The sequence below is a fragment of the Pseudoxanthomonas kalamensis DSM 18571 genome, from assembly GCF_010211745.1.
GTDB lineage: Bacteria > Pseudomonadota > Gammaproteobacteria > Xanthomonadales > Xanthomonadaceae > Pseudoxanthomonas_A > Pseudoxanthomonas_A kalamensis.
Genome location: NZ_PDWQ01000004.1, coordinates 347,847 through 371,894, shown reverse-complemented (window position 1 = coordinate 371,894; position 24,048 = coordinate 347,847). Strand labels below are relative to the sequence as shown.

General features: G+C 63.5%; 7 protein-coding genes. 6 read left to right on the top strand and 1 reads right to left on the bottom strand.

Translation table 11 applies throughout. The annotated features are described in order from the left end of the window. The first annotated feature begins 349 nt into the window (after window positions 1–349). The 5 genes from CSC70_RS10295 to CSC70_RS10275 all read left to right on the top strand — a co-directional run bounded on the left by CSC70_RS10295 (window position 350) and on the right by CSC70_RS10275 (window position 17,950). On the top strand, window positions 350–7,894 hold the full coding sequence (locus CSC70_RS10295) for a non-ribosomal peptide synthetase/type I polyketide synthase (RefSeq protein WP_246189387.1): 7,545 nt from the start codon (window positions 350–352) through the stop codon (window positions 7,892–7,894). Then, window positions 7,891–14,409 carry a non-ribosomal peptide synthetase gene (locus CSC70_RS10290; protein ID WP_211369467.1) on the top strand — a complete coding sequence of 2,173 codons (6,519 nt, stop codon included), beginning with the start codon at window positions 7,891–7,893 and terminating at the stop codon, window positions 14,407–14,409. Before CSC70_RS10295 ends, CSC70_RS10290 begins: the two co-directional genes overlap by 4 nt. Before the next feature lie 161 nt (window positions 14,410–14,570). Next, window positions 14,571–15,422 carry an alpha/beta hydrolase family protein gene (locus CSC70_RS10285; RefSeq protein ID WP_162456540.1) on the top strand — a complete coding sequence of 284 codons (852 nt, stop codon included), beginning with the start codon at window positions 14,571–14,573 and terminating at the stop codon, window positions 15,420–15,422. Next, window positions 15,415–16,197, top strand: coding sequence for an alpha/beta fold hydrolase (locus CSC70_RS10280; protein ID WP_162456539.1), 783 nt, complete (start codon window positions 15,415–15,417; stop codon window positions 16,195–16,197). Before CSC70_RS10285 ends, CSC70_RS10280 begins: the two co-directional genes overlap by 8 nt. 40 nt (window positions 16,198–16,237) lie before the next feature. After that, entirely contained in the window at window positions 16,238–17,950 is a 1,713-nt protein-coding gene (locus CSC70_RS10275) for a glucosamine inositolphosphorylceramide transferase family protein (RefSeq protein ID WP_162456538.1), read from the top strand. A 64-nt stretch (window positions 17,951–18,014) separates the two neighbouring features. Here the strand turns inward: CSC70_RS10275 and CSC70_RS10270 are convergent, their stop codons facing one another. Then, complete coding sequence (locus CSC70_RS10270) at window positions 18,015–19,715, bottom strand: hypothetical protein (RefSeq protein ID WP_162456537.1); 1,701 nt, start codon at window positions 19,713–19,715, stop codon at window positions 18,015–18,017. Between the two features lie 375 nt (window positions 19,716–20,090). On the opposite strand from CSC70_RS10270, the gene CSC70_RS10265 reads away from it, so the two are divergent. Next, window positions 20,091–24,020: a non-ribosomal peptide synthetase gene (locus CSC70_RS10265; RefSeq protein ID WP_162456536.1), complete on the top strand. Its 3,930-nt coding sequence runs from the start codon at window positions 20,091–20,093 to the stop codon at window positions 24,018–24,020. Window positions 24,021–24,048: the final 28 nt, after the last annotated feature.

Genomic DNA, 24,048 nt, shown 5'->3' with positions numbered 1-24,048 from the left:
GTGCCATGGCACCAGCCCGGGTGGGGCAGGCGCCGGGCAGCCGTCCGTGAAGCTGATGGAATCGCAGGGCTTCCCGATACAGCGTATTCAACTTGGGAATTGGCATGATCGAGCCCTTACTTACGGTTGTGCCGATGCGATTCGGGTGCAACTCTGCGATCCGCATGCGCCAGACTGAATTTCTCCGGGCTGCTGTCGGGGTGGATGCCAGGCTGGGCATAGAGATGCTGGAAATCGTAGGGGGCTCAGCCCACGGGGGCCATCCTAGCCGCCCACACGAGGTTTTGCAGCCCGTGCCCGGATTGTCCTCGGGGAGTTCGCAAATGCGTTAGATCAAATGTGAGAGACGATGGATCAGGATTGGTCCGCTTTGGGGGATAGCGTGAACTCGGGACTGTCGAATCCGGAAGACTACAGGGCGGCCATCGCTCAGGCCGCGGCCGGCGTACTTGAAGTGCCGGCTGATCGTCCGCGTGGCGTTGCGACCGCGCGAATGGAAAGCCTCGAATTCCGGCTGGATGATCCGGTTGCCGCAGCCGTTTTCGAGATGGCCGGCAATGCCGGTTGCGCGCCGCAAACGGTCCTGCTGACGGCGTGGGCGTTGCTGTTGTCCCGCTTGTCCGGTCGCGACGAGCTGCTGCTGGGCACCGACGCGACGATCGGGTCTGCAGGCGTCGACGATGCCGGCGCGCGGAATGCATTGCCGTTGCGGTTGGAACTGTCTGCGACAACGGAAGTGCCGGCGGTGATCGCCGGGGTGCAGGCGCAGGTCGAGGCGATGCTCGCCAACGCCCCCCAGTCGCTTGACGAACTGGAGTCGCTGCTGCGTCACCCGTCGGTATCGTCGTCGCAGCCGCTGTTCCGGCAAGCCTTTGTCTGCGGTGACGACGTGGTCTTGGGCGCGGATGCATTGCGCCAGGCGGAGATGTTGCTGCATGTGCGGCAGGAAGGGCAGGGACTCGCAGCCACGTTGCAATACGATGCCGCACTGTTCGATGTGGATACCGTCCGACGCTATCTGCGTTGCTGGCAGCATCTGTTCGAAGGTATGGCCGCAGCACAGGCCGGCACCCGGTTGGATGCGATTCCGATGCTCGACGCCGCCGCCGGCCGTGAAGCGATCGAATTCGGAAACGCGACCGAGCAGGCTTTCGAATCCGTTGCTGGCGTGCACCGGTTGTTCGAAGCGCAGGCGGCGCGCACGCCCGATGCGATTGCCGTGGTGCACGGCGAGCGCCGGCTGAGCTACGCCGAACTGAACGAGCGCGCCAATCGCCTGGCACGCGGCTTGCACCAGCATGGCGTCGGCTCCGACCAGCGGGTGGCTATCTACGTCGAGCGCGGCATCGAGGTGGTGTTGGGCATGCTGGCGGTGCTCAAGGCCGGCGGCGCCTACGTGCCGCTGGATCCGACCTATCCGGCCGATCGGCTGGCCTACACGCTGGCCGACAGCGAGCCCCGCGTGCTGCTGACGATGTCCGGGATGGAACGTCCGGCTGCCGAGGCGCTGGGCGAACTGCCGGCGCAACTGGTGGTGATCGACCTGTGCGCGCTGCCGCCGGAATGGGCGGGGCTGCCTTCGCACGACCTTGGGTCGGAAGAGTGTGCGCCCGATGCGGAGCATCTGGCCTACGTGCTGTACACCTCCGGTTCCACCGGCCAGCCCAAGGGCGTGGCGATGCCGCACGGGCCGCTGGTCAACCTGATCCAGTGGCAGTTGCGCGAACCGGGCGCGGATGCGCCGTTGCGCACGCTGCAGTTCGCCGCGTTGGGCTTCGACGTGGCTTTCCAGGAGACCTTCGCCACCCTGGCTGCCGGCGGCGAGCTGCACATGGTCGACCAGGACACCCGGCTCAGTGGCAGCGACCTGTTCCAGTTCGTGCGGGCTCATCGCATCGAGCGCCTGTTCCTGCCATACTTCGCCCTGCAGATGCTGGCCGAAGGCATGGAGAGCCATCTGGCGGCAAGCGCGGGGGGCGAAAGCCTGCAGTGTGAGCTGCGGGAAATCATCACCGCTGGCGAACAGCTGCGGATCGAGCCGAAGATCGTCCGCTTCTTCGAGCAGCTGCCGGGCTGCCGTCTGCACAATCATTACGGACCGACCGAAACCCATGTGGTCACCGCGCTGACCCTGACAGAAAATCCGCAGGACTGGCCGCGGCTGCCGACGATCGGCAAGCCGATCGCCAATGCCCGCGTCTACGTGCTGGATGGGCAGGGCAATCCCGTGCCGCGTGGCGTGGTCGGTGAGTTGTACCTGGCGGGCCCGGTGTTGGCACGCGGTTACCTGAAGCGCCCCGAGCAAAGCGCCGAGCGCTTCCTGCCCGATCCGTTCGTGGGCGGTCGTGCGCGCATGTACCGCACCGGCGACCTCGGGCGCTGGCTGCCGGACGGAACGCTGGAGTATCTGGGTCGCCAGGATTTCCAGGTCAAGATCCGCGGCTACCGCATCGAGCTGGGCGAAATCGAAGCGCAATTGATGGCCGTTCCCGGCGTGCGTGAGGCCGGCGTGCTGGCGCGCGAGGATAGTCCGGGGCTGAAGCGGCTGGTGGCCTACTATTCGCCACGTGACCCCGCCGAGTCGATATCGGTGGATGCCTTGCGCAGTCATCTGTCCGCGCAGCTGCCCGAGTACATGCTACCAGTGGCTTATGTGGAAATGGCATCGTTGCCGCTGTCGCCCAATGGCAAGCTGGACCGACGCGCCTTGCCGGCACCGGGACGCCAACGCCCCGACTGGCTGGGCGCCTACGAGCCGCCGCAGAGCGACACCGAGGCGGCGCTGTGTCGAATCCTGGCCGAGACGCTGGACCTGGAGAAGATCGGTCGCCACGACAATTTCTTCGACCTCGGCGGCACCTCGCTGCTGGCGGCGCGCGCGCTAGAGCAGATCCGCCGCGAAGGCATTGGCCGGCTGTCCACCCTGACCCTGTTCCGCGATCCGGCGCCAGCGGCGTTGGCGCGCGCCTTGAGCGAGGATACCGACGCTGCACCAGATGCGCGCCGTCTGGCGCGCGGGCGCGCAGGCGACGGCCACGACGACCCGATCGCGATCGTGGCGATGGCCGGCCGCTTCCCCGGCGCGGACGACGTGGAGGCGTTCTGGCGCAACCTGTGCGAAGGGCGCGACTCGATCACCCGTTTCGGCCCCGGCGAACTCGACGCCAGCGTGCCGGCCGGTCTGCGCGATGACCCGGACTACGTGCCGGCGCGTGGGGTGTTCGACGGCTACGACCTGTTCGATGCCGGTTTTTTCGGTATTTCCCCGCGCGAGGCCGAACTGATGGACCCGCAACAGCGGGTGTTCCTGGAGCTGTGCTGGGAATGCATCGAACGCGCTGGCCACGTGCCCGATGCCGCCGATAACGGGCCGGTGGGCGTGTTCGCCGGCATGTACAACGCCAGCTATTTCCAGCGCAACGTGTCTGCGCACCCGGATCTGGTCGAACGTGTCGGCGAGTTCCAGGTCATGTTGGGCAACGAGAAGGACTACATTGCCACCCGGGTGGCGCACAAGCTCAACCTGACCGGCCCGGCGGTCAGCGTGCATACCGCCTGCTCGACCTCGCTGGTGGCGATTTGCCAGGCGGTCGACAGCCTGCGCTCGGGCCAGTGCGATATGGCCCTGGCCGGCGGCATTGCGATCACCCACCCGGTGCGCAGCGGTTACCTGTACCAGGAAGGCGCCATGCTGTCGCCGGACGGGCACACCCGCAGCTTCGACGCCGACGCCAAGGGCACGGTGTTCAGCGACGGTGCGGCCGTCGTGCTGCTGAAACGACTGTCCGACGCGCTGGCCGACGGCAACCCGGTGTTCGCACTGATCCGCGGCCGCGCGCTGAACAACGACGGCGGCAACAAGGCCAGTTTCACCGCGCCCAGCAGCGATGGCCAGGCCGCGGTGATCGCGATGGCGCATGCCGATGCCGGCATCGATCCGCGCGACGTCGGCTACGTGGAAACCCACGGTACCGCCACCCCGGTCGGCGATCCGATCGAAGTGGAAGGCTTGACCCGCGCCTTCCGCATGCAGACTACCGACCGCGGGTTCTGTCGGCTGGGTTCGGTCAAGAGCAATGTCGGCCACATGCTGATGGCCGCCGGTGCGGCCAGTACCATCAAGACTGCACTCGCCCTGGCCGAAGGACGCATCCCGGCCACGGTGCATTACCGGCAGCCGAATCCGCACATCGACTTCGAACATTCGCCGTTCGTGGTCAACGCCGAGTTGCACGACTGGCCCGCCGAACCGAGACAACCGCGCCGGGCCGGGGTCAGTTCGTTCGGGGTTGGCGGCACCAATGCTCATGTGGTGATGGAGCAGGCGCCGGAGTTGCCGGCGTCCGATCCCGCTTCCGGCCCGCAGTTGCTGGTGCTGTCGGCGCGCACGCCGGCGGCGCTGGAACAGGCCGCCGAGCGGCTGGCTGCACATCTGCAGCAGGATGCGGAGGTCAACCTGGCTGATGTGGCCTGGACGCTGGCCGCGGGCCGCAAAGCGTTCGGGCACCGTCTCGCCGTGACGGCAAGTACGGCGGAGGAGGCCGTCGCCAGCCTGCGCAGCGCCGAGACCACGTCGATGGCGGCGCGCAGCCGCCCGGCGCATGCCGGCGAGGTGGTGTTCCTGTTCCCCGGCCAGGGCTCGCAGTACGCCGGCATGGGGCGCGAGCTGTATGCGCGCGAACCGGCGTTCCGCGAGGCCTTCGATGCCTGCGCCGACGCCTTGCAGGACCGCATGGACCTGCGGGCGCTGGCATTCGGCGACGATGCCGAAGCGTTGCTGCCGACCGAAGTGATGCAGCCGACGATCTTCGCTATCGAATACTCGCTGGCGCGCTGGTGGATGGCGCAAGGCGTCGAGCCGGTGGCGATGATCGGCCACAGCGTCGGCGAATTCGTCGCCGCGACGCTGGCCGGGGTGTTCGAACTGGCCGACGCGATGCGGCTGGTCGCCACCCGCGGGCGCATGATGCAGGCGCAGCCGGCCGGCGCGATGCTGTCGGTGCGGCTGCCGCTGGATGCGCTGTTGCCACGGTTGCCTTCCACGCTGTCGTTGGCGGCCGAAAACGCGCCCGGCGCCTGTGTGGTGGCCGGCCCGCGCGAGGACGTCGCCGCATTCCAGAAACGCCTGGAAGCCGAGGATATCGCCTGCCGCGCGCTGAAGACTTCGCACGCCTTCCATTCTTCGATGATGGATGCGGTGGTCGAACCGTTCCGCGCCGAGGTGGAAGCCATCGTCCGGCATGCGCCACGGTTGCCGATCATCTCGACTGCCAGCGGCGACTGGCTGGATCCGGAGCAGGCCGTCTCGCCGGAGTACTGGGCGCGCCACCTGCGCGAGCCGGTTCGCTTCGCCGCCGCGCTGTCGCAGCTGCTTCAGGACGAGTTGCCATCGCGCTGCCTGCTGGAAGTGGGTCCGCGTACCACGCTGTCGACGTTGTCGCGCCAGCATCCGGCAGTGCAGAAGAGCCGTACCGTCGTGGTGGCGTCGTTGACCGATAACAGCGACGACGAGCCCGGCAGTCTGCTGGTAGCTGCCGGCAGGCTCTGGTGCCATGGCACCGGTCCCGATCCGGCCGGTTTTGACCGCCGAAGCCGTCGCCGGCGTTTGCGCCTGCCGACCTATCCTTTCGACAGAAAGCGTTACTGGGTAGAGCCAGCCGCTGCGGTCGGCAAGATCATTCCTTTTCCCGTTGCCGTTTCCACCCCTGTTCCGGAGTCGTCGATGTCCGTACCCCCTGCCACTGCTGCCGCCGACCGCATGCCGGGCCTGATCGCACAGCTGAAGGACGTGTTCGAGGATGTGGCCGGTTTCGACCTGGCCGAGGCCGACGAAGGCGCGAACTTCATCGAACTGGGTCTGGACAGCCTGATGCTGACCCAAGTCGCGCTGCAGCTGCAGAAGACCTTCCCGGTCAAGATCACGTTCCGCCAGCTGATGGGCGAATGCTCCAGCCTGCAGTCGCTGGCCGCCAGCCTGGATGCGCAACTGCCTGCCGAAGCGGCAGCGGCCGTCCTGTCCCCGGTGCCTGCAGTCGCATCGTCATTGGCCGCTCCGGTCTCGCCGTCGCCGGCCGTGGCCGTGGCCGTGGCCATGCCTGGATTGCAGTCGGGAGGCGCGGCGGCTTCCGGTGATCTTGTCCGCGACGTGATCCAGCAGCAGATGCAGTTGATGGCGCATCAGCTCGCTCTACTCGGGGGGCAGGCTGCGACTGCCGTGCCCGCCACGACCGCGACTGCGGCCGTGCCGATGCAACCGGAGGCCACCACCATCCCGCCGCCGGCGACGAACGCTGCGGCGCCCGCCTCAGGCGACGAGGAAGCTGCGCTGGCGCATACCCGTTACGACGTGAAGAAGGCGTTTGGCGCCATCGCCCGTATCGACAGTGCCGGCGGGATCGAGCTGGATGCGCATCAGCGCGAACGCCTGGATGCCTTCATCCAGCGCTATCTGGCGCGGACGCCGAAGTCCAAGGCCTATACCCGCCAGCATCGCGGCCACATGGCCGATCCACGGGTGGTGACCGGGTTCCGCCCGCTGACCAAGGAGATCGTCTACCAGATCGTGGTCGAACGCTCGAAGGGTTCGCACGTGTGGGACATCGACGGCCACGAGTACGTCGATGCGCTGAACGGCTTCGGTACCAGCCTGTTCGGCTGGCAGCCGGATTTCGTCATCGATGCGGTCAAGCAGCAAGTCGACGCCGGCTACGAGATCGGCCCGATGCATCCGCTGGCGGGCGAGGTGTCCGAACTGATCTGCGAGCTGACCGGGCACGAGCGTGCGGCGCTGTGCAATACCGGTTCGGAAGCGGTGCTGGGCGCGATGCGCATCGCGCGTACGGTGACCGGACGTGAAACCATCGCAGTGTTCTCAGGTTCCTATCACGGTATCAACGACGAAGTGATCGTGCGCGGCACCAAGAAGTTGCGCGCGGTGCCGGCGGCGCCGGGGATCCTGCGCAATACCGCGGAGAAGGTGCTGGTGCTGGATTATGGTACGCCGGAAGCGTTGCAGGTGATCCGCGAGCGTGCGCACGAACTGGCCGCGGTGCTGGTGGAGCCGGTGCAGAGCCGGCGCCCGGACTTCCAGCCGGTCGAGTTCCTGAAGGAGGTGCGCAAGATCACCGCCGAATCCGGCGCCGCGCTGATCTTCGACGAGGTCATCACCGGTTTCCGTTCGCATCCCGGCGGAGCGCAGGCACTGTTTGGCATCCGCGCCGATATCGCCACCTACGGCAAGGTGATCGGCGGCGGTTTCCCGATCGGCGCGATGGCCGGCAAGCGCGAATTCATGGATGCGCTGGACGGCGGCGCCTGGGATTACGGCGACGATTCCATTCCGACCGTGGGCGTGACCTATTTCGCCGGCACCTTCGTCCGCCATCCGTTGACGCTGGCGGCGGCCCGGGCCTCGTTGCTGCACATGAAGCAGAGCGGCGCAGCCATGCAGCAGCGGCTCAACGAGCGTACCGCGGCGATGGCAGGCGAAATCAATGCCTTCTGCGCCGAGGTCGGCGCACCGGTCCGGATCAAGCACTTCGCTTCGCTGTGGCGCACCCACTTCGAAGAGGACCATCCGTTGCAGGATCTGCTGTTCGCGATGATGCGCAGCCGCGGCGTTCACATCCTGGACAACTTCCCCTGCTTCTTCACCACCGCGCACAGCGAGGCTGATTTCCGCGCCATCATCGATGCATTCAAGCAGTCGGTCATGGAGTTGCAGGAAGCCGGCTTCCTGCCGCGGCACGCGGCCAACGCCAGGACGGTGATGGATGCTTCCCGTCCGGTGGTGCCAGGCGCGCGCCTGGGTCGCGATCCGCAAGGCCATCCGGGCTGGTATGTTCCCGATCCGGAACAGCCGGGGCAGTACCTGAAGGCCGAAGGTGGGGCATGAATAGTGCGGTGACAGAGCGGCAGCGCCGCTCCGTCGATTACGATCCTTTCGCCGACGGACTGCTGGCCCGAGTGGTTCCGACCACCGAGCCGCAGCGCGAGGTCTGGCTGGCGACGCAGCTCGGACAGGAGGCGTCGCTGGCCTACAACGAGTCCGTCTCGCTGCATTTGCGGGGCGAGCTGGATGCGCAGCGCCTGCAGGACGCGTTGCAGGCGGTCGTGCAGCGCCATGATGCCTTGCGCTCCTGTTTCGGTCCCGATGGCGAGACGATCTGTATCTTGCAGCCGGCGCCGCTGCCGCTGCCGTTCGCCGACCTGTCCGTGCTCGACGACGAGGCCCGCGCCGCGGAATGGGCGGAGCGCCGCCGCACCGGGGTGGAAACGCCGTTCGATCTGCTGCATGGACGGTTATTCCGCACCGAATTGCTGCGGCTGGGGACACAGGAACACGTGCTGCTGATGCATGCGCACCACATCGTCTGCGACGGTTGGTCGTGGTGGGTGATCGTGCGCGAGCTCGGCGCGGCCTATGCGGCAGCCGCCGGGGAGGTGGCGATGCTGCCGCCGGCGGACAGTTTCTCGGACTATGCGCTGGCCGAGGCCCTGCATCCGGCGGGACCGCAGTATCGTGACGACGAGCGTTACTGGCTGTCGCGTTTCGCCGGCGAAACGCCGGTGCTGGAGTTGCCGACTGATCGGCCGCGGCCGGCGCGCCGCACGTTTGCATCGCGTCGCGAAGACTACCTGCTGGATGCGGACCTGGTCGCGGCGGTGCGTCGACTGGGCGCGCGCCGCGGCGCCAGTCTGTTCGCGACCCTGCTGGGCGGATTCGCAACCCTGCTGTCGCGGATCGCGGGGCAGGACGAAGTGGTGGTGGGCATCCCCGCCGCCGGGCAGTCGGTGGACGGGCACGATCATCTGGTCGGCCATTGCGTCAACCTGCTGCCGCTGAAGTTCGGGTTCCAGTCCGGCGACAGTTTCGCCAGCGTGCTCGATGGCGCGCAATCGACCCTGCTGGACGCCATCGAACACCAGCGCTACACCTTCGGCACCCTGCTGAAGAAACTGCGCGTCGAACGCGATCCGGCGCGGCTGCCGCTGGTCAGCGTGATGTTCAACATCGACCAGGCGCTCGAGTTGGAGAAGAGCGGTTTTCCCGGGCTGAAGCTGGATTTCTCCACCAACGCCCGCAGCTGCGAGAACTTCGAACTGTCGATCAATGCGGTGCAGGTGGATGGCAAGCTGCGACTGGAAACCCAGTACAACACGGCGCTGTTTGACGCGGAAACCGTGCGCTGCTGGCTCTCGGCATTCGAGGCGTTGCTGCGCTCGGCATGCGAAGCGCCGGAAACGCGGGTGTCGGAACTGAACCTGATCGGCCGGGAGTCGTTCGCCGAGCTGGCGGCGTTGCAGCCGACGGCGGTTGCCTTCGACCGTCAGTGCCGGATGCACGAACTTTTCGAACGGCAATGCGACCGCACCCCGGACCGCCCGGCGGTATGTGCAGACGATGCGTCGCTGAGCTATCGCGACTTGGAGCTCCACGCCAACCGCATCGCCCACCTGCTGCGTGCGAACGGCGTGCGCAAGGGAACGCTGGTCGGGCTGGCGGTCGATCGCGGTGCGGACATGCTGGCCGCCCTGCTGGGGATCCTGAAGGCGGGCGCGGGCTACGTGCCGCTGGACCCGCAGTTCCCGGCCGAACGCTTGGCCTACATGGCCGGCGATGCCGGGCTGGCCGCCCTGGTGACCCAGCGCAAGCATGCGGCGCAGTTCGACCTGCGCGGTCGGCCGATACTGGCGCTGGACGCGCTGGTCGATGAGCTGGCGGCTGCGGCGGATGCCCGGCCCGGGCGCGACACCGATGCGGCCGATCCCGAGTCGCCGGCCTACGTGATCTATACCTCCGGTTCGACCGGGCGCCCGAAGGGTGTGCAGGTACCGCATCGTGCGGTTTCCAATTTCATCACCGCCATGCAGGCCGAACCGGGCCTGGGGCAGGAAGACCGACTGGTCGCGGTGACCACGCTGTCGTTCGACATTGCCGTGCTGGAACTGATGCTGCCATTGAGCGTGGGCGCCGAGGTGATCCTGGCCGGCAAGGACACCGTGATCGACGGCGTCGCGCTGGCCGAGCTGCTGCGCGCGACCGACGCCACTGCGATGCAGGCGACCCCCGCCAGCTGGCGCCTGCTGCTGGAAGCGGGCTGGGAAGGCCGGTCGGGCTTTAAGGCGATGTGCGGAGGCGAGCCGCTGCCGCCGGATCTCGCGCAAGCGTTGCTGCCCCTGTGCGCGGAGCTGTGGAATCTGTACGGACCGACCGAGACTACGGTGTGGTCGACGGCAATGCGGGTGCGGGCGGGGCAGGGCGCTGCTCCGGACATCCACATCGGACGGCCGATCGCCAATACCCAAGTGTGGATACTGGACGAGAACGCCCAGCCTTGTCTGCGCGGGGTGCCGGGCGAAATCTGCATCGGCGGCGAGGGCGTGACCCTGGGATATCTGGATCGACCGGAACTGACGGCCGACCGTTTCCTGCCGGATCGTTTCGCCGATCCGCAGCGCGGCTTCGGTACCGGGATCGCTGCGCCCACGCTGTACCGGACCGGCGATCGCGGTCGCTGGCGCAGCGATGGCAATCTCGAACATCTCGGCCGCCTGGATTTCCAGGTCAAGGTGCGAGGCTACCGCATCGAACTGGGCGAGATCGAAAGCCAGCTGCTGGCCCATCCGGCCATCCAGCGCGCCGTGGCAATGGCGCGCGAGGACCGGCCGGGCGATGTGCGGCTGGTGGCTTATCTGGTGCAGGTGCCGGGTCAGGAGCCCGACGATGCCGCGCTGGCCGCGCACCTGAAGCTCAACCTGCCGGACTACATGGTGCCGCAGCACTTTGTCCGCCTGCCGGCGATCACGCTGCTGCCGAATGGCAAGGTCGACCGCAAGGCGCTGCCGGCGCCTGAACCGGTGCTCGAGGCGGCCTTGACCGAAACCGTCCGCGTTGCCGAGTCGCCGCACGATGAACTCGAAGCGCGCGTACTGAAGGCGATGGAAGAGATCCTGGGACGTCCCGGCCTGGGCTTGGACGACGGCTTTTTCGAGGCCGGCGGCCATTCGCTGCTGGCGGCGCAGTTGTGCGCGCGCCTGGGCCGCGATCTGGACGTGCCGGTGCCGCTGCGGCAACTGTTCGACGCACCCACCGCGCGCCGCCTGTCCGGTGCGCTGCGCGCGCTCGTGGCCAGGCCGGAGGAGCGCGCGTCCACCGCGCTGGCGGTGCCGCGCCGCGCCGACCAGTCCACCGCGCCGATGACGCTGATGCAGCAGCGTCTGTGGGTGTTCGAGCAGATGGAGCCCGGCACTGTCACCTACAACACGCCGTCGGCGCACCGCCTGCACGGCCCGATGAACGAGCAAGCCTTCGAGCGCGCCTTCCAGGAAATGGTGCGGCGGCAGGCTTCGCTGCGCACGATCCTGGTGGCGGACGGTGATTCCGCGGTGCAGAAGGTACTCGACCACGTCGACGCACCATTGCTGCCGGCGACCGACCTGTCGCACCTGCCGGAACCAGAGCGCATGGCCGCGCTGATGGAGGACCTGGAAGCGCAGACTGCGCGGCCGTTCGCGCTGGACCAGGCGCCACTGTTCCGCGCGAAGTTCTACAAGCTCGCCGAGGACGACCATGTCCTCTACTTCATGACCCACCACGTCATCTGGGACGGGTGGTCCTTCGACGTGTTGTATGTCGAGATGTCGGCGCTGTACGAAGCGTTCGCCGCCGGCCGGCCTTCGCCGCTGCCGGAACTGGAAACCAGCTACGCGGACTTCGCGGCCTGGCATCTGCAGCGCCTGGAAGGCGATGCGCTGCAACAGCAGATCCGCCACTGGACCGGGCACCTGGCCGGCGACCTGGAACCGCTGCACCTGCCCGAGGACAAGCCACGTCCGGCCAGGTCCACCGGCAACGGCGGCCTCGACTGGGTGCACGTGGACACCACGACCACCGAGGCGTTGCGCCAGGTGGGCACACGCGCCGGCGCCACCTTGTTCATGACTCTGCTGGCCGCCTACTACGTGCTGCTGCACCGCTTGAGCGGGCAGGACGATCTGGTGGTCGGCCTGCCGTACCGCAACCGCCATACCGAAGCCCTCGAGAAGGTGATGGGCTTCTTCGTGAACGTCCTGCCGCTGCGCTGCAGGCTGGATCCGTCGATGCCGTTCCTGGAACTGCTGAAGGAAATCAAGGGCGGCGTGGTGGAGGCGTTCGAGTATCCCGACGTCCCGTTTGAGCACCTCGTGCGCGAACTGAAGGTGCAGCGCGATCCCGGCCGTTCGCCGATCTACCAGGCGCTGTTCTCGTTTCAGGACGTGCGCGCGCGCAACCTGCGCTGGGGCGAACTGCAGCACGAGCATCTGTTGATGTTCCAGAAGGGCATGAGCCACGACCTGGGCATCTGGTTCCTGGAGCACCCGGCCGGCCTGTCCGGCGCGATGGGCTTCAACGCCGACATCCTCACCGACGAAGGCGCGCGCTCCATCGCCGACCGTTTCACGACACTGCTCGCGTCGCTCGCCGATCAACCGGAGCAGGCCATCGGCGATGCCGAAATCTTGTCCGCGCAAGACCGCGCGAAGCTGGACGAATGGAACGCCACCGCGATGGCGCTGCCGGCCGAGCGCACTACCCACGCGCTGCTGCATGCGCAGGCGCTGCGCACGCCCGGCCGCACCGCCCTGCGCAGCGGTGGACAGGTCCTGGACTACGCGCAGTTGCAGGCGCGCAGTTGCCGCATCGCCGATGCGCTGGCCGCGCACGGCGTCGTGCCGGGCGATTTGGTGGGAATCTGCCTGGACCGCCACGTCGACCTGGTCGCGACGATGCTCGCGGTCTGGCGCGCCGGCGCGGCCTACGTGCCGCTGGATCCGGCCTATCCGCCGGACCGCCTGCGCTTCATGGCCGAGGACGCGAACCTGCGTCTGGTTGTCAGCGAAGGCAGCTTGGCCGAGCCGCTGCAATGGTCGCGCGAGCGCGTACTGTTGCTGGATGCCGACGCCGCGTCGATCGAATCGGCGCCCGCGATACCGGCCATCCACGACGCCACGCTCGGGGCTGCCGACGGCACTGCCTACGTCATCTACACCTCCGGTTCCACCGGCAAGCCCAAGGGCGTCTGCGTGCCGCACGGCGCGGTGGTCAATTTCCTTGCCAGCATGGCGCGCGAGCCCGGCCTGCAAGCCGATGACCGCCTGCTGGCGGTGACCACCACGTCGTTCGACATCGCCGTGCTGGAGCTGTTCCTGCCGCTTTCGGTGGGGGCCGAAGTCGTGCTAGCTTCGCGCGAGGACGCGCTCGACGGGCAGGCGCTGGCCGGCCTGATCCGGAAGCGCGGCATCACCGTCATGCAGGCCACGCCCTCGAGCTGGCGGCTGCTGCTCGAAGCCGACTGGCGTGGCGCCAAGTCGTTCAAGGCGCTGTGCGGCGGCGAGTCGTTGCCGCAGGACCTGGCGGCGGAGCTGCTGTCGCGTTGCCCGCAACTGTGGAACATGTACGGCCCGACCGAGACCACGGTGTGGTCGACCTGTTCGCGCGTCGTGGCGCAGGATGGTGGCGCGCCGGACATCCACATCGGTAAGCCTATCGCCAACACCACTGTCTGGGTGGTGGATCCGCGCGGGCAGCTTTGCGCGCCGGGCGTAGTGGGCGAACTCTACATCGGTGGTGAGGGCGTCACCCAAGGTTATCTGGGGCGCCCGGAACTGACTGCCGAGAAATTCGTGCCGGATCGCTTCTCGTCCACGGCCTCCGACGACGCCCGCCTGTATCGCACCGGCGATCGCGCACGCTGGCGTGGCGACGGTGTGCTGGAACACCTCGGCCGGCTCGACCATCAAGTGAAGATACGCGGTTATCGAATCGAACTGGGCGAGATCGAATCGAGGCTGACGGCCGATCCGTCGGTATCGCGTGCGTTGGCCATTGTGCGCGAGGATCGCCCCGGCGACGTGCGCCTGGTGGCCTACATCGTGGCTGCGCCCGGCCAGCGGATTGACGAAGTCGGATTGTCAGCTTCGTTACGGCAGGCGTTGCCGGGCTATATGGTTCCACAGCATCTGGTGCAGTTGCCGGCGATTCCGCTGCTGCCAAACGGAAAGATTGATCGCAAATCGTTTCCCCTGCCTGGTGGGATGGTTGAATCAGGTCCGGTATCGACTGCAAGCCACGCGGATGCACGAGTAGCTTATCTGGTTAAAGTCTGGAGTGAGATACTGGGAACCGAAGCCGGTTCCGAGGACAATTTCTTCGAGCTTGGTGGTCACTCCATGCTGGCGGTGCAGATGTCCAATCGTGTGTTGCGCGAGACTGGCGTACGCTTGCGTCTGCTGTCGTTGGCGACGCAAACTCTTGCGCAAGCAGCCAGCGATCTGCCAGAGTCGGCATCTGTGGTTGATACCCCCATGCAGCAATTTCCGACGGTCGATTTGTGGAGTCGGATGAAGCGATGGCTGGGTTGGCGGTAGGTGAGGTGGTTGAGCGCGCGTGAAGCCTGTGGTCGTAATGTGTGGGGTAGCGTCAGGCTCGGGATGATGGGAACGACTTCTGCATGGGGATGCTGGACATGGTCGAGATAAAGACGGGCGATTTGAATGGGTAATGTTTCGGTTATGCAGTGGTTGAAGCCATGCAAGCGAAACGAATTCCACGCATTGCTGAAAATGTTCTCTGCGACTGGGAATTGCCTTCAATGAGTGAGTCGACGCTGAAGCCTGGATACTTCGGCCCCGAGTCTCGGCGATTGTTCGGGGTACGTCATATCCCCCGTGTCGCTCCTCGCGCGGCTGTACTGATATGTCCGCCACTTCTGCACGAGCATGTAAGAAGCTATCGTTTTTTTTCTCAAGTCGCCTCTAGATTTGCAGATGACGGTTTGGCTTGCTTGCGCTTCGACTACTACGGAACCGGCGACTCGGAGGGCGATGATTCGCAGTTCCATCCTGATCAAGTGACGCGGGACTTGCAGCTTGCTGCCCTCGAATTGAGGGAAGTTTCCGGCGATGTGCCCATGATCGTGATGGGCGTGCGTGCGTCGGCATTGCTCGTTTGTCGGGAAGTGCCTGCGTTGGGGGCATCCGCCATTTGGTTATGGCAGCCGGTGGATGACGCGGCTGCCTACGTCCAGTCGCTGGATGCGCGCGACCGCTCCGAGCGGGCTTCAGACAACCGTTACCCACTGCTGAGGGGCTCCGCGCCGGCACAACCCGAGGACTTGATGGGCTTTCGCCTGAATCCTGATTTCCGCAAGGCATTGGCAGCCTGCACGCTGTCGAGTGATATCTCCGTTCCGTCCGTTGTGGTGGATAGTGCGAGTGGGGAAGGGAGGGGCATCCATGCCGACGCACATTACCAGTTGCCAGAGGCCTTGGCGGCTTGGACAACGGAAATCGATCTTGATGGATTGATCCCTTTTCGTGCAGCCGAGCCAACAATCCGTAGCCTATTGTCCGAGCAGGTTCAGCGGGTGTGCCATGGATGAGGTGATCTCGCTTGATGGTGGACGAGGGTATGGCTTGTTGACGAGGGCGACTGGATCACCGAAGGGCAAGGCCGTGGTTCTGTTGAATGCGGGCCTGATCCATCGAGTCGGACCATTCCGCATGCACGTGAATCTCGCACGACGCCTCGCGGAGAACGGTTTCGACGTATTCCGCTTTGACATGCCGAACATTGGGGATGCGCAGGCAGGAGGAGCGAAGGTTAGCGGGGAATCGACCGTCCGTGCGGCATTCGATGCCATACATGATGCGACAGGGGCTCAGCGCTTCGTGGTCGGCGGAATTTGCAGTGCTGCGGATAAGGGTTGGCGTGTTGCCATCGCCGACAATCGCGTGGAAGGCGTACTGCTGCTGGATGGGATGGCCGTGCAGGGCCGTTGGTTCCGAATGGGTCAAATGCGCCTGATGCTGTCGCGGTCTCCATTGCGATGGCCAGGCATGGTGCTGAGATTTTTCCGCGCCAAGGATGAAAATGCTCCGGGTCTGGAGGATTTTCGTGACTGGCCCGAACACCCTGAATTCCTTGCTCAATTGGAGGAGTTGCTGAGCAGGGGGGTGAGGATACTTGCCCTGTACACCGGGGGCATTTCGTATTACCTGCTTCATGCGAAGCAACTGGATGATACCTTTGGAAGGTTTCGGTGGAATGATGGACTGGAAGCGGACTTCTGGCCACATGTCGACCACATGTTTTTCTCCGCTACACATCGCGAGCAGTTGATGACTCGGATCTGTCGCTGGGTAGCGGAAGGATGAGTTCGTCGACCTCCAGCCGGAAATGCGAGGCCGGCCAGTGATGAGCGTAGCCACGCCGGCGAAGTCGACTGTGCAGCGTACGCCGCTATATCGGAAACGCCGCGCCAATCCGCTGCGTGTCGTGTTAGTCGGGCCATCGCAGGTTCCAAGCTGGATTGCCACGCTATTCGAGCTTGCCCGCGATCATGGTGATGTGGATTTGCAGGCGCTGGTGGCGGATATTCCGGCGGATCCTTCACCGAGACGCTTGCCGCTGGATTTGCGCTTGTTTCTGTGGGTAGAGCGGGCCCTGTTACGAACATATTTGCGTCTGTGTCGTCGATCTCTGGAAGGGCCGCTCTCGCCGGTGTCACTGCCGATGCAGTGTCGAGTCGATTCGACATTTCCGGAACCGACAGCGGATCCCCATGCGATCCGATCGCAACTGGAAGCCATGCAGGTCGATCTTGTCCTCTTGTACGGTCCACGGGCCTGGGCCGGGATTCTGGCGGACTCGACTGAATACGGTTGCTGGGTTCTGGATGGTGATTTGACGGACCCTGTCCATGCCGGCGCCGCATTGGTGGCGCCGATACTGGCACGTGAAATCGCCACACCACTGGTGTTGGAGCTGAATTCGCCAGAATCCGAAGGCAATGCGGTACCGGAGGTTCTCGCGACAAGCTGGGGCGCCACTCGCGCGGTGTCCTTCAACCAGCACCGCGATTTGGCTATGGTCAAGCTTCCTTCTCTTCTTTTGCGTGCCTTTCGCCAGTTGCCGGAGACACCGGCTCGAAGGGTGGCAAACCTTCAAGTGGGGCCTTCGGCATCGAACTGCGGTTTCGGTGCAGGCATGCGTGCAGTTCTGATTGCCGCAAAGCTTGCACTGCAGTCGCGATCGAGACGAATTGCCGTGAATCAGCCTTGGTTTGTATTGTTGCCAGAACCCGGCGAGGCCATGGACCTGAAGGCGCCAAGTCTTGGGGCGTGCCGTTATCTGCTTGCGCCCCAGCCGGACTACTGGGCCGATCCATTTTTGATGGAGCATTCCGGGCAACTATTGCTGTTTGTCGAGCAGTATGTGGATGCGTGCAAGCGGGGTGTGATCGTCTGTATCCGACTGGACGCTGACGGCACCGCAACCAAGCTTGGGGTCGCGCTGGATGAGCCTTTTCATCTGTCATATCCACAGATATTCCGTTGGCAGGACGCCTGGTACATGACGGTGGAGTCCTGCGACGCCAACCGGGTGAGCCTGTACCGCGCCGAAGATTTTCCACTCCGATGGGTGCACGAGAGTGATCTGATTCATGGCCGTGTTTGCGTGGATCCAACGCTTGAGTATCACGATGGGCGCTGGTACCTCTTTGCCAACGTATCGGAGAGTGGCGGTAACCCTTCGGACGAGCTTTTTCTGTTCGTCGCCGATGCATTGCATGGTCCGTACCTGCCGCATCCAGCCAATCCCGTCTCGGTAGACGTACGCAACGCGCGGCCGGCGGGTCGGCTGTTTCGCCGGGATGGTTGCCTGTTCCGGCCAGCACAATGCTGCGCGCCCGAGTATGGTTCTGCAGTAGTGTTCAACGAAGTGCTGGAGCTGTCTCCGGACCATTATGTGGAACGGGCAGTTTCTCGCTTGGCCCCGTATTGGTCGGAACAGTTGGATGGGTGTCACACATACAATGCAACAGGCAATCAGGAGGTGCTGGATGCACATGGCCAGCCGCCTTCAATGGCCATGAGAATACGCGTGACAGAATCCGATCAAGTTTAGATCAGACTCTGGCAGGCCTATTGTGTGTCTCGTAGGCGGGTTGCGTTTCTTGTGCTTGTATGAGTTATCGGTAAGTTGGCTCGTCCAGTTCGTCCTCTTCCCGGTACAGCCAACGATTCAGCCATGAGGAATTGCGTAACGACAGGAGGGTAGAGAAAAGACGACGGGCTTCGGCTGCAGCGACACGGGCCAGACGCTGGGCATGTGGGTTCCCGACTCGGATGGCGGCAGGAGCAGGCAGTGCTTCGGTATCAGCGACGATTTCCGTATCGGTTGTTGTCGCGCTCTCTTCTGTCGTAGTGACTGCGGTGCTGGCGTTGCGCTGCAAAACGGAGGACGCGCCCGTCGTGTAACCACTGGACGACGACTGGCGGGTAGGCATGTTTCCGCCTGTCACGACTCGGCTGGCCGTGGTGGTTCCGCTGGGCAGAGCTGATTTCGGGATATGAATGATATAGGTGTCGATATCGTCGCCGCTGACACCCCAGTTGCTGTTGAAGGCGATGCGGGTGAAGTCACGGCTCACCGTCGCATGTGGCTCGCTCCAATAAGTTCCGCCACCAACGCGACGGGTATACGCCAGCGTGTATATAAGCGGATTTTTCTTCAATTCGATCGCATAAACCTTGTCCGTGTACCAAGGTCGACTGCCATCGCGCGAATTGGAGGCGGCATAAGTGCTTAACACCAACCAGCCGGGCTTGTTGAAGCCCTTACCGGAAAAATGCATGGCGGTAGCTGCACCGTTGATGTAGGTGGGAAATAACACGGTTCGCGGGCACACATCGGCATTGGTGGCGCTGGCTGGTACCGATGGACAGGCGTCGATATCGACGAAGAACACATCTCCGGACGAGCTCTGGTAGTCGATGGAGACATAGTAGTCCTCACCATTGGGTCCCAGCGCCAAGTCGGAGTGCTCACTCTTGTGCAAAAGTTTTTTCTTCACGGAGAAATTTGGCGACCATGCCCACGTGCCTTCACTGTCTGAAGACGTGACGAACCAACGCCCTGCTGCGGACATGCTCGAATGGTCCGGTCGGCTGGTGTGTTGACGCGAACCTATCAGCTTGTTCTCCTGGAGATCCCAGACCATGAATCCCAGTAGTTTGAAATTGCTGTCTTCGACCTGAAAGCCCCAATAGCGACCATCGGCCGATGGCGAGCCTTCCGATTTGGTCCAGATGTGCGCTGCGCTCGCTCCCCATGATGGCAACTTGCCGGCGAAGTCGGCCGCCAGGCTTGGCGTATTGGTTTGCACATTCAGTTGGTACAGCTTGGTGCCGCCATTGGTGGGAAGGTAGTAGAGGATATTGGGGTTTGTCGGATGCCAGTGCGGCTCGGCATCGCCGGCCAGGCGCTGTCCCGAAGACGGTCCCAGCTGGCGGATATGAGCCAGAGTGTCCGCGTTGTAGAGATGCCACGAGCCGTTGAGGGTGTAGCTGATGAAGTAGGTGTTGTTCGCATTGAACGCTTGGCGGCGGGAATAATCGTTACGAGCGAAACTTCCCAGCCCCTCCGACGAATGATCGGTGGCCCGGACCAGGCAGGTGTTGAAATTCGGCTCTTTGAGCACAGTGCCCTTGGCGGGCTTTGCCAGTGAAGTCATGGTCGGATTGACCTTGCCTTCGGTCAGGGTGAAGCTGGAGTTATAGAAAGAGCTGCACACGCCCAAGGATTCGGCGTTCGCAACGGGTGCCAGCAGGCACAACGCGGCCAGCAGGAGGCTCAGGCGATGAAGGGTTCGGGGGAGCACTGAAATCATAAGAACGGCTCCTGTCGGCCGTATGGTGAACGAAACAAGCTACTCAAACTAGGGAAGGTGTCCGCTGCGGAGTCTATACGACGTTATGCGCGGTGCTGTCTATTGGCTCACGGATTTGCTAGCTGGGTCCGGTCCGATTTAGTTCGAGTTCACGGTTTTCAGTCGCGCGTGAATGTGGCCCATGGTCGCGGGAACGGTATGTGAAGAGAATTTCACGTGGTCTGGGTCTGGGAGGCGGCAGGCAGGGGTGGATTGAATGCCATTCGGGACTGTTCGGAGGACGGATGAGGGGTGATCCACCTATACTCGACACGGGTCGGCGTAGACCATCTAAAGCAGGGGGAAGGACCGTTGGGGAATGGCACTGGTAGGGACGTGCCGGGGCGCGAAGGGAAAGAGGCAGGAGAAGGCTTTCCGCTGACGGATGCTCAGGCGGAAAAATGGCTGGGGAGCCGGTATAGCGCACAGGCAGCATTGGCGTTTGGTGAGGCTTTCGAACTCAGGTTCGAGGGATGTCTGGATGTTGCACGGTTGCAGGCGGCTTTCGATGCCGTGGTTGCCAGGCATCAGGCCCTGGCCGTGAGATTCACCGCAGACGGGCAAGCGCAAGTCCATGAGCCTGCGCGTCGTGTTCGCCTTCGGCACATGGATCTGTCCACCTCCGGCGATCCGATGGCGGAATATCTTGGGTTTTGCCGCGAACAGATGGGGCAGCCATTCGATCTCGGACAAGCCCCATTGGTGCGTACCTGCTTGTGCCGACTGTCGGCCACACGGCACTACTTGTTCATGGCAGCACACCACTTGGTGATGGATGGATGGTCTCTGCGCATCGTCTTGAAGGAAATGGCTGCGTACTACAACGCAAAAACGCCACAGGCGCAGGCGAAGATTCCTGCAGCCGATTCCTGGGAAGAATACGCACGGAACGAACGCTTGCGTCGTGGTGGGGAGGAAGGCGTGCGCTGCCTGCGCTATTGGCGGGAACAGTTCCAGACGCTGCCAGAGCCATTGCGATTACCGACCGATCGACCGCGTACTGCCCATATCGACTTTGCTGCTTCCAGTTTTTCCATCGACGCCGATGTGAACTTGTGGCAGGGGCTGCGCGATATGGCTCGGCGTCTGACGGTGACGCGTTTTTCGGTGTTGCTAGGCGCATATTTCGCACTCCTGCATCGCTTGACCGGGCAAGTGGATCTGGTCTGTGGAATCCCATTCGCGGGAGCAGCGCAAGGTGCTGGTGCGCGCGTGGTGGGCGACACCGACAACACCTTGCCGTTGCGCGTGCAGGTTGACCCAGGCATGCCCTTGTCGACACTAATCGACCGCGTGCATGAAAAACTCAAGGAAGCCTCTGAACACCAGGATATCTCGCTCGGACGCATCGTCGATGCGCTCAAGTTGCCGCGCGAAGCCGGCCGCATGCTTTTGCTGGAATCGATCGTCACCCTTGCTCCGGCAATGGACAGGCTGCACTTCGATGGGGTGGAGTGCGGACTGAATGTTATGCCGCGGATTGCTGCTGCTTGGGAGCTCGGTTTTTATTGGCGACAGACGCCTGGAGCACTCTTGCTGGAAGTGCAGTATCAGCGTGAACTGTACGATGAGTCTACCGTGCGTGACTGGGCAAGTATGTACATGGAGTTGTTGCGCATTATTGTCGATGGCTGCAACGAGTCCCTGGAAAAGCTGGACATCACTTCACGACTGCCTGCTAATGATTATGCATTGATAAATGACTCGATTCCGGAGTTTGGCGATACAGCATCGGTTCCGGCATTGTTGAAATCGGCGTTTGATCGACATGCAGGCCGTCGTGCCGTCGAATGTGGTAGAGGTTCGATCGATTATGCGACATTGGAACGGCGCAGCAGACGGCTTGCTGCTGGTTTGCTGGCGAGTGGCGTCAAGCATGGGGAACTGATAGGTATCGCATTGCCGCGCTCGATCGACATGCTGGTCGCGGTGGTTGCTGCTATGCGTGCGGGTGCTGCTTATGTGCCACTGGATCCCGCATTCCCCGAGCAGCGCCTGCAGCGCATGGCGGAGCATTCAGGTCTTGCGCGCATTATCGTCGCAGAAGGCACTGAATTGCCGGAATCACTCTGCAAGGGGCGAAAGCTGTGGCGTGTAGACATGCTTGAGGCTTCCGGCTCGGGGAGTGTCGAGCTTCCGGAAGTGCGGCCGGACGACCTCGCCTATGTGCTGTATACCTCGGGATCCACCGGCGAACCCAAGGGGGTTCGAATACTTCATCGAAATCTGGTGAATTTTTTGTGTGCAATGCGGGAGGCTCCGGGGTTCTCCAGTGACGACGCAATCTGTGCTGCCACAACGTTGTCGTTCGACATCGCCGCATTGGAGCTTTACCTGCCGTTGCTGTGCGGGGGGCGCGTGGTCATTGCCGATGACAACGAGCATCGTGATCCCGAAGCTTTGTGCAGATTGATCGAACGCAGTGGCTGCAGCGTGTTCCAGACGACGCCATCGCTGATCGCGCTTCTGCAGGAAACTGGACGCACCCAGGTCCTTGCGCCATTGCGTTTGCTGGTCGGCGGAGAGGCCCTGCCACTGCCGCTAGCCAAGCTGTTGCTGACGCAATGTCGGGAACTTTGGAACATGTATGGACCCACGGAAACCACCGTCTGGTCGAGCATTCAACGCATGCAGCTAGAAGCTACGTCAGTGCCATTGGGGCAGCCTATTGCGCGTACACGAATGTATGTGCTCGATACGATGCACCGGCCAACGCCACCACACGCATTGGGTGAGATATGGATAGGTGGCGCCGGTGTGGCGGATGGCTATCTGCATAGTAGAGAGTTGAGTGAAGAGCGTTTCATTCCGGATCCGTTTATTGCTGATGGCAGCCGGATGTATCGCACCGGAGACCTTGGCCGCCTGCATGAGGGGCAGCTTTCTTTTCACGGGCGAGTCGATGAGCAGATCAAGTTGCGTGGTTACCGGATCGAGCCGGGGGACATAGAAGCTGCAGCAACAGCTGAAGAGGGCGTACTCGAATGCGTTGCGGTAGCCAGGCGGCTGCAGGGCGGAGATCAGGTGCTGGTGTTGTATGTGGGCAGTGATGCGCCACAGGAAGGGCTGTCTAAAGCCCTGCATGCGCGCTTGCGGCGAGAATTGCCGGCGTACATGCGCCCTCAGTACGTGGAAGTGATGAGCCACCTTCCGAAGACGCCCAATGGCAAGATCGACCGAAAGTCGCTTCCTGCTCCCTCCACTAATGTTGCGGTAGCGCAACGAACTTGCATTGCGCCACGGGATGCTCTGGAACGAGAGTTGTGCGAACTGTGGCAGCGACTATTGCAATCGGGTCCAGTCGGGGTAGAGGACGATTTTTTCGAGCTGGGAGGGTATTCACTTCTCGCCGTACGCATGTTCACTGAACTGCACCAGCGTTACGGCGTCGATTTGCCGTTGGCAACACTGATCGGGAACCCCAGCGTGGCGGCATTGGCCGAAGCAGTGTCCGCTGCAATGCGATCTGCGAGCAATGAAGACGGAGAGATTCTGGTCCCACTCCAGTCCGGTGGTGCGAAACCGCCACTGTTCCTGTTTCATGCCGTGGGCGGCAACGTCATGAACTACTGCTCGTTACTGCACGAACTGGATGCCGATCAGCCAGTCTACGGACTGCAGTCAGCCGGACTGGATGGTGCGAAGCAGCCACTGCAAAGCATTTCCGAGATGGCTGACCTGTACGTGGGATACCTTTTGCGCGCCCATCCTGCTGGCCCGTTCCTGCTTGGCGGTGGTTCCATGGGCGGCATTCTTGCGCTGGAAGCGGCGAGGCGGCTGCATGCACAAGGACGTGAAGTCGTGCTGTTGGCCATGTTCGATACGTTCGGGCCGGACTACATGGCGTATCGTTCGCCGGGTGACTTCTGGCGGTCACTTTGGCGAATGGATGCAGCGCAGTATATGGGGCTCTGGCATAGGCTTGGCTTGCGGGTATTGCAGTTGTTGCAGCTGCCTCTATTCTGGTACCGACGGAACAGGCGTCCATCCGCGGCGCTGCCGCTCGCCGTACGCCTCTATCGTGTCGAAAAAGCCAACTATCACGCTTTGAGCACCTATGTTCCGGAGAAATACGCAGGGGACATGCAGTTGTTCCGTACGCGAGTTGAGAATGAGGAGGAAGATGTGTCGCTGGGATGGCGGAATTGGGTCGGCGGAAACATCGAGATAAGTCAGTTGCCCGGCCGTCATCACAACTTCGTTGACCAGCCCGAACTCGCGGCCTGCCTGAAACAGCGCATTGCCAAAGCACTTGACAGGCCCTGATGTCCGGTTTCACCCGCGACCGGCGTTC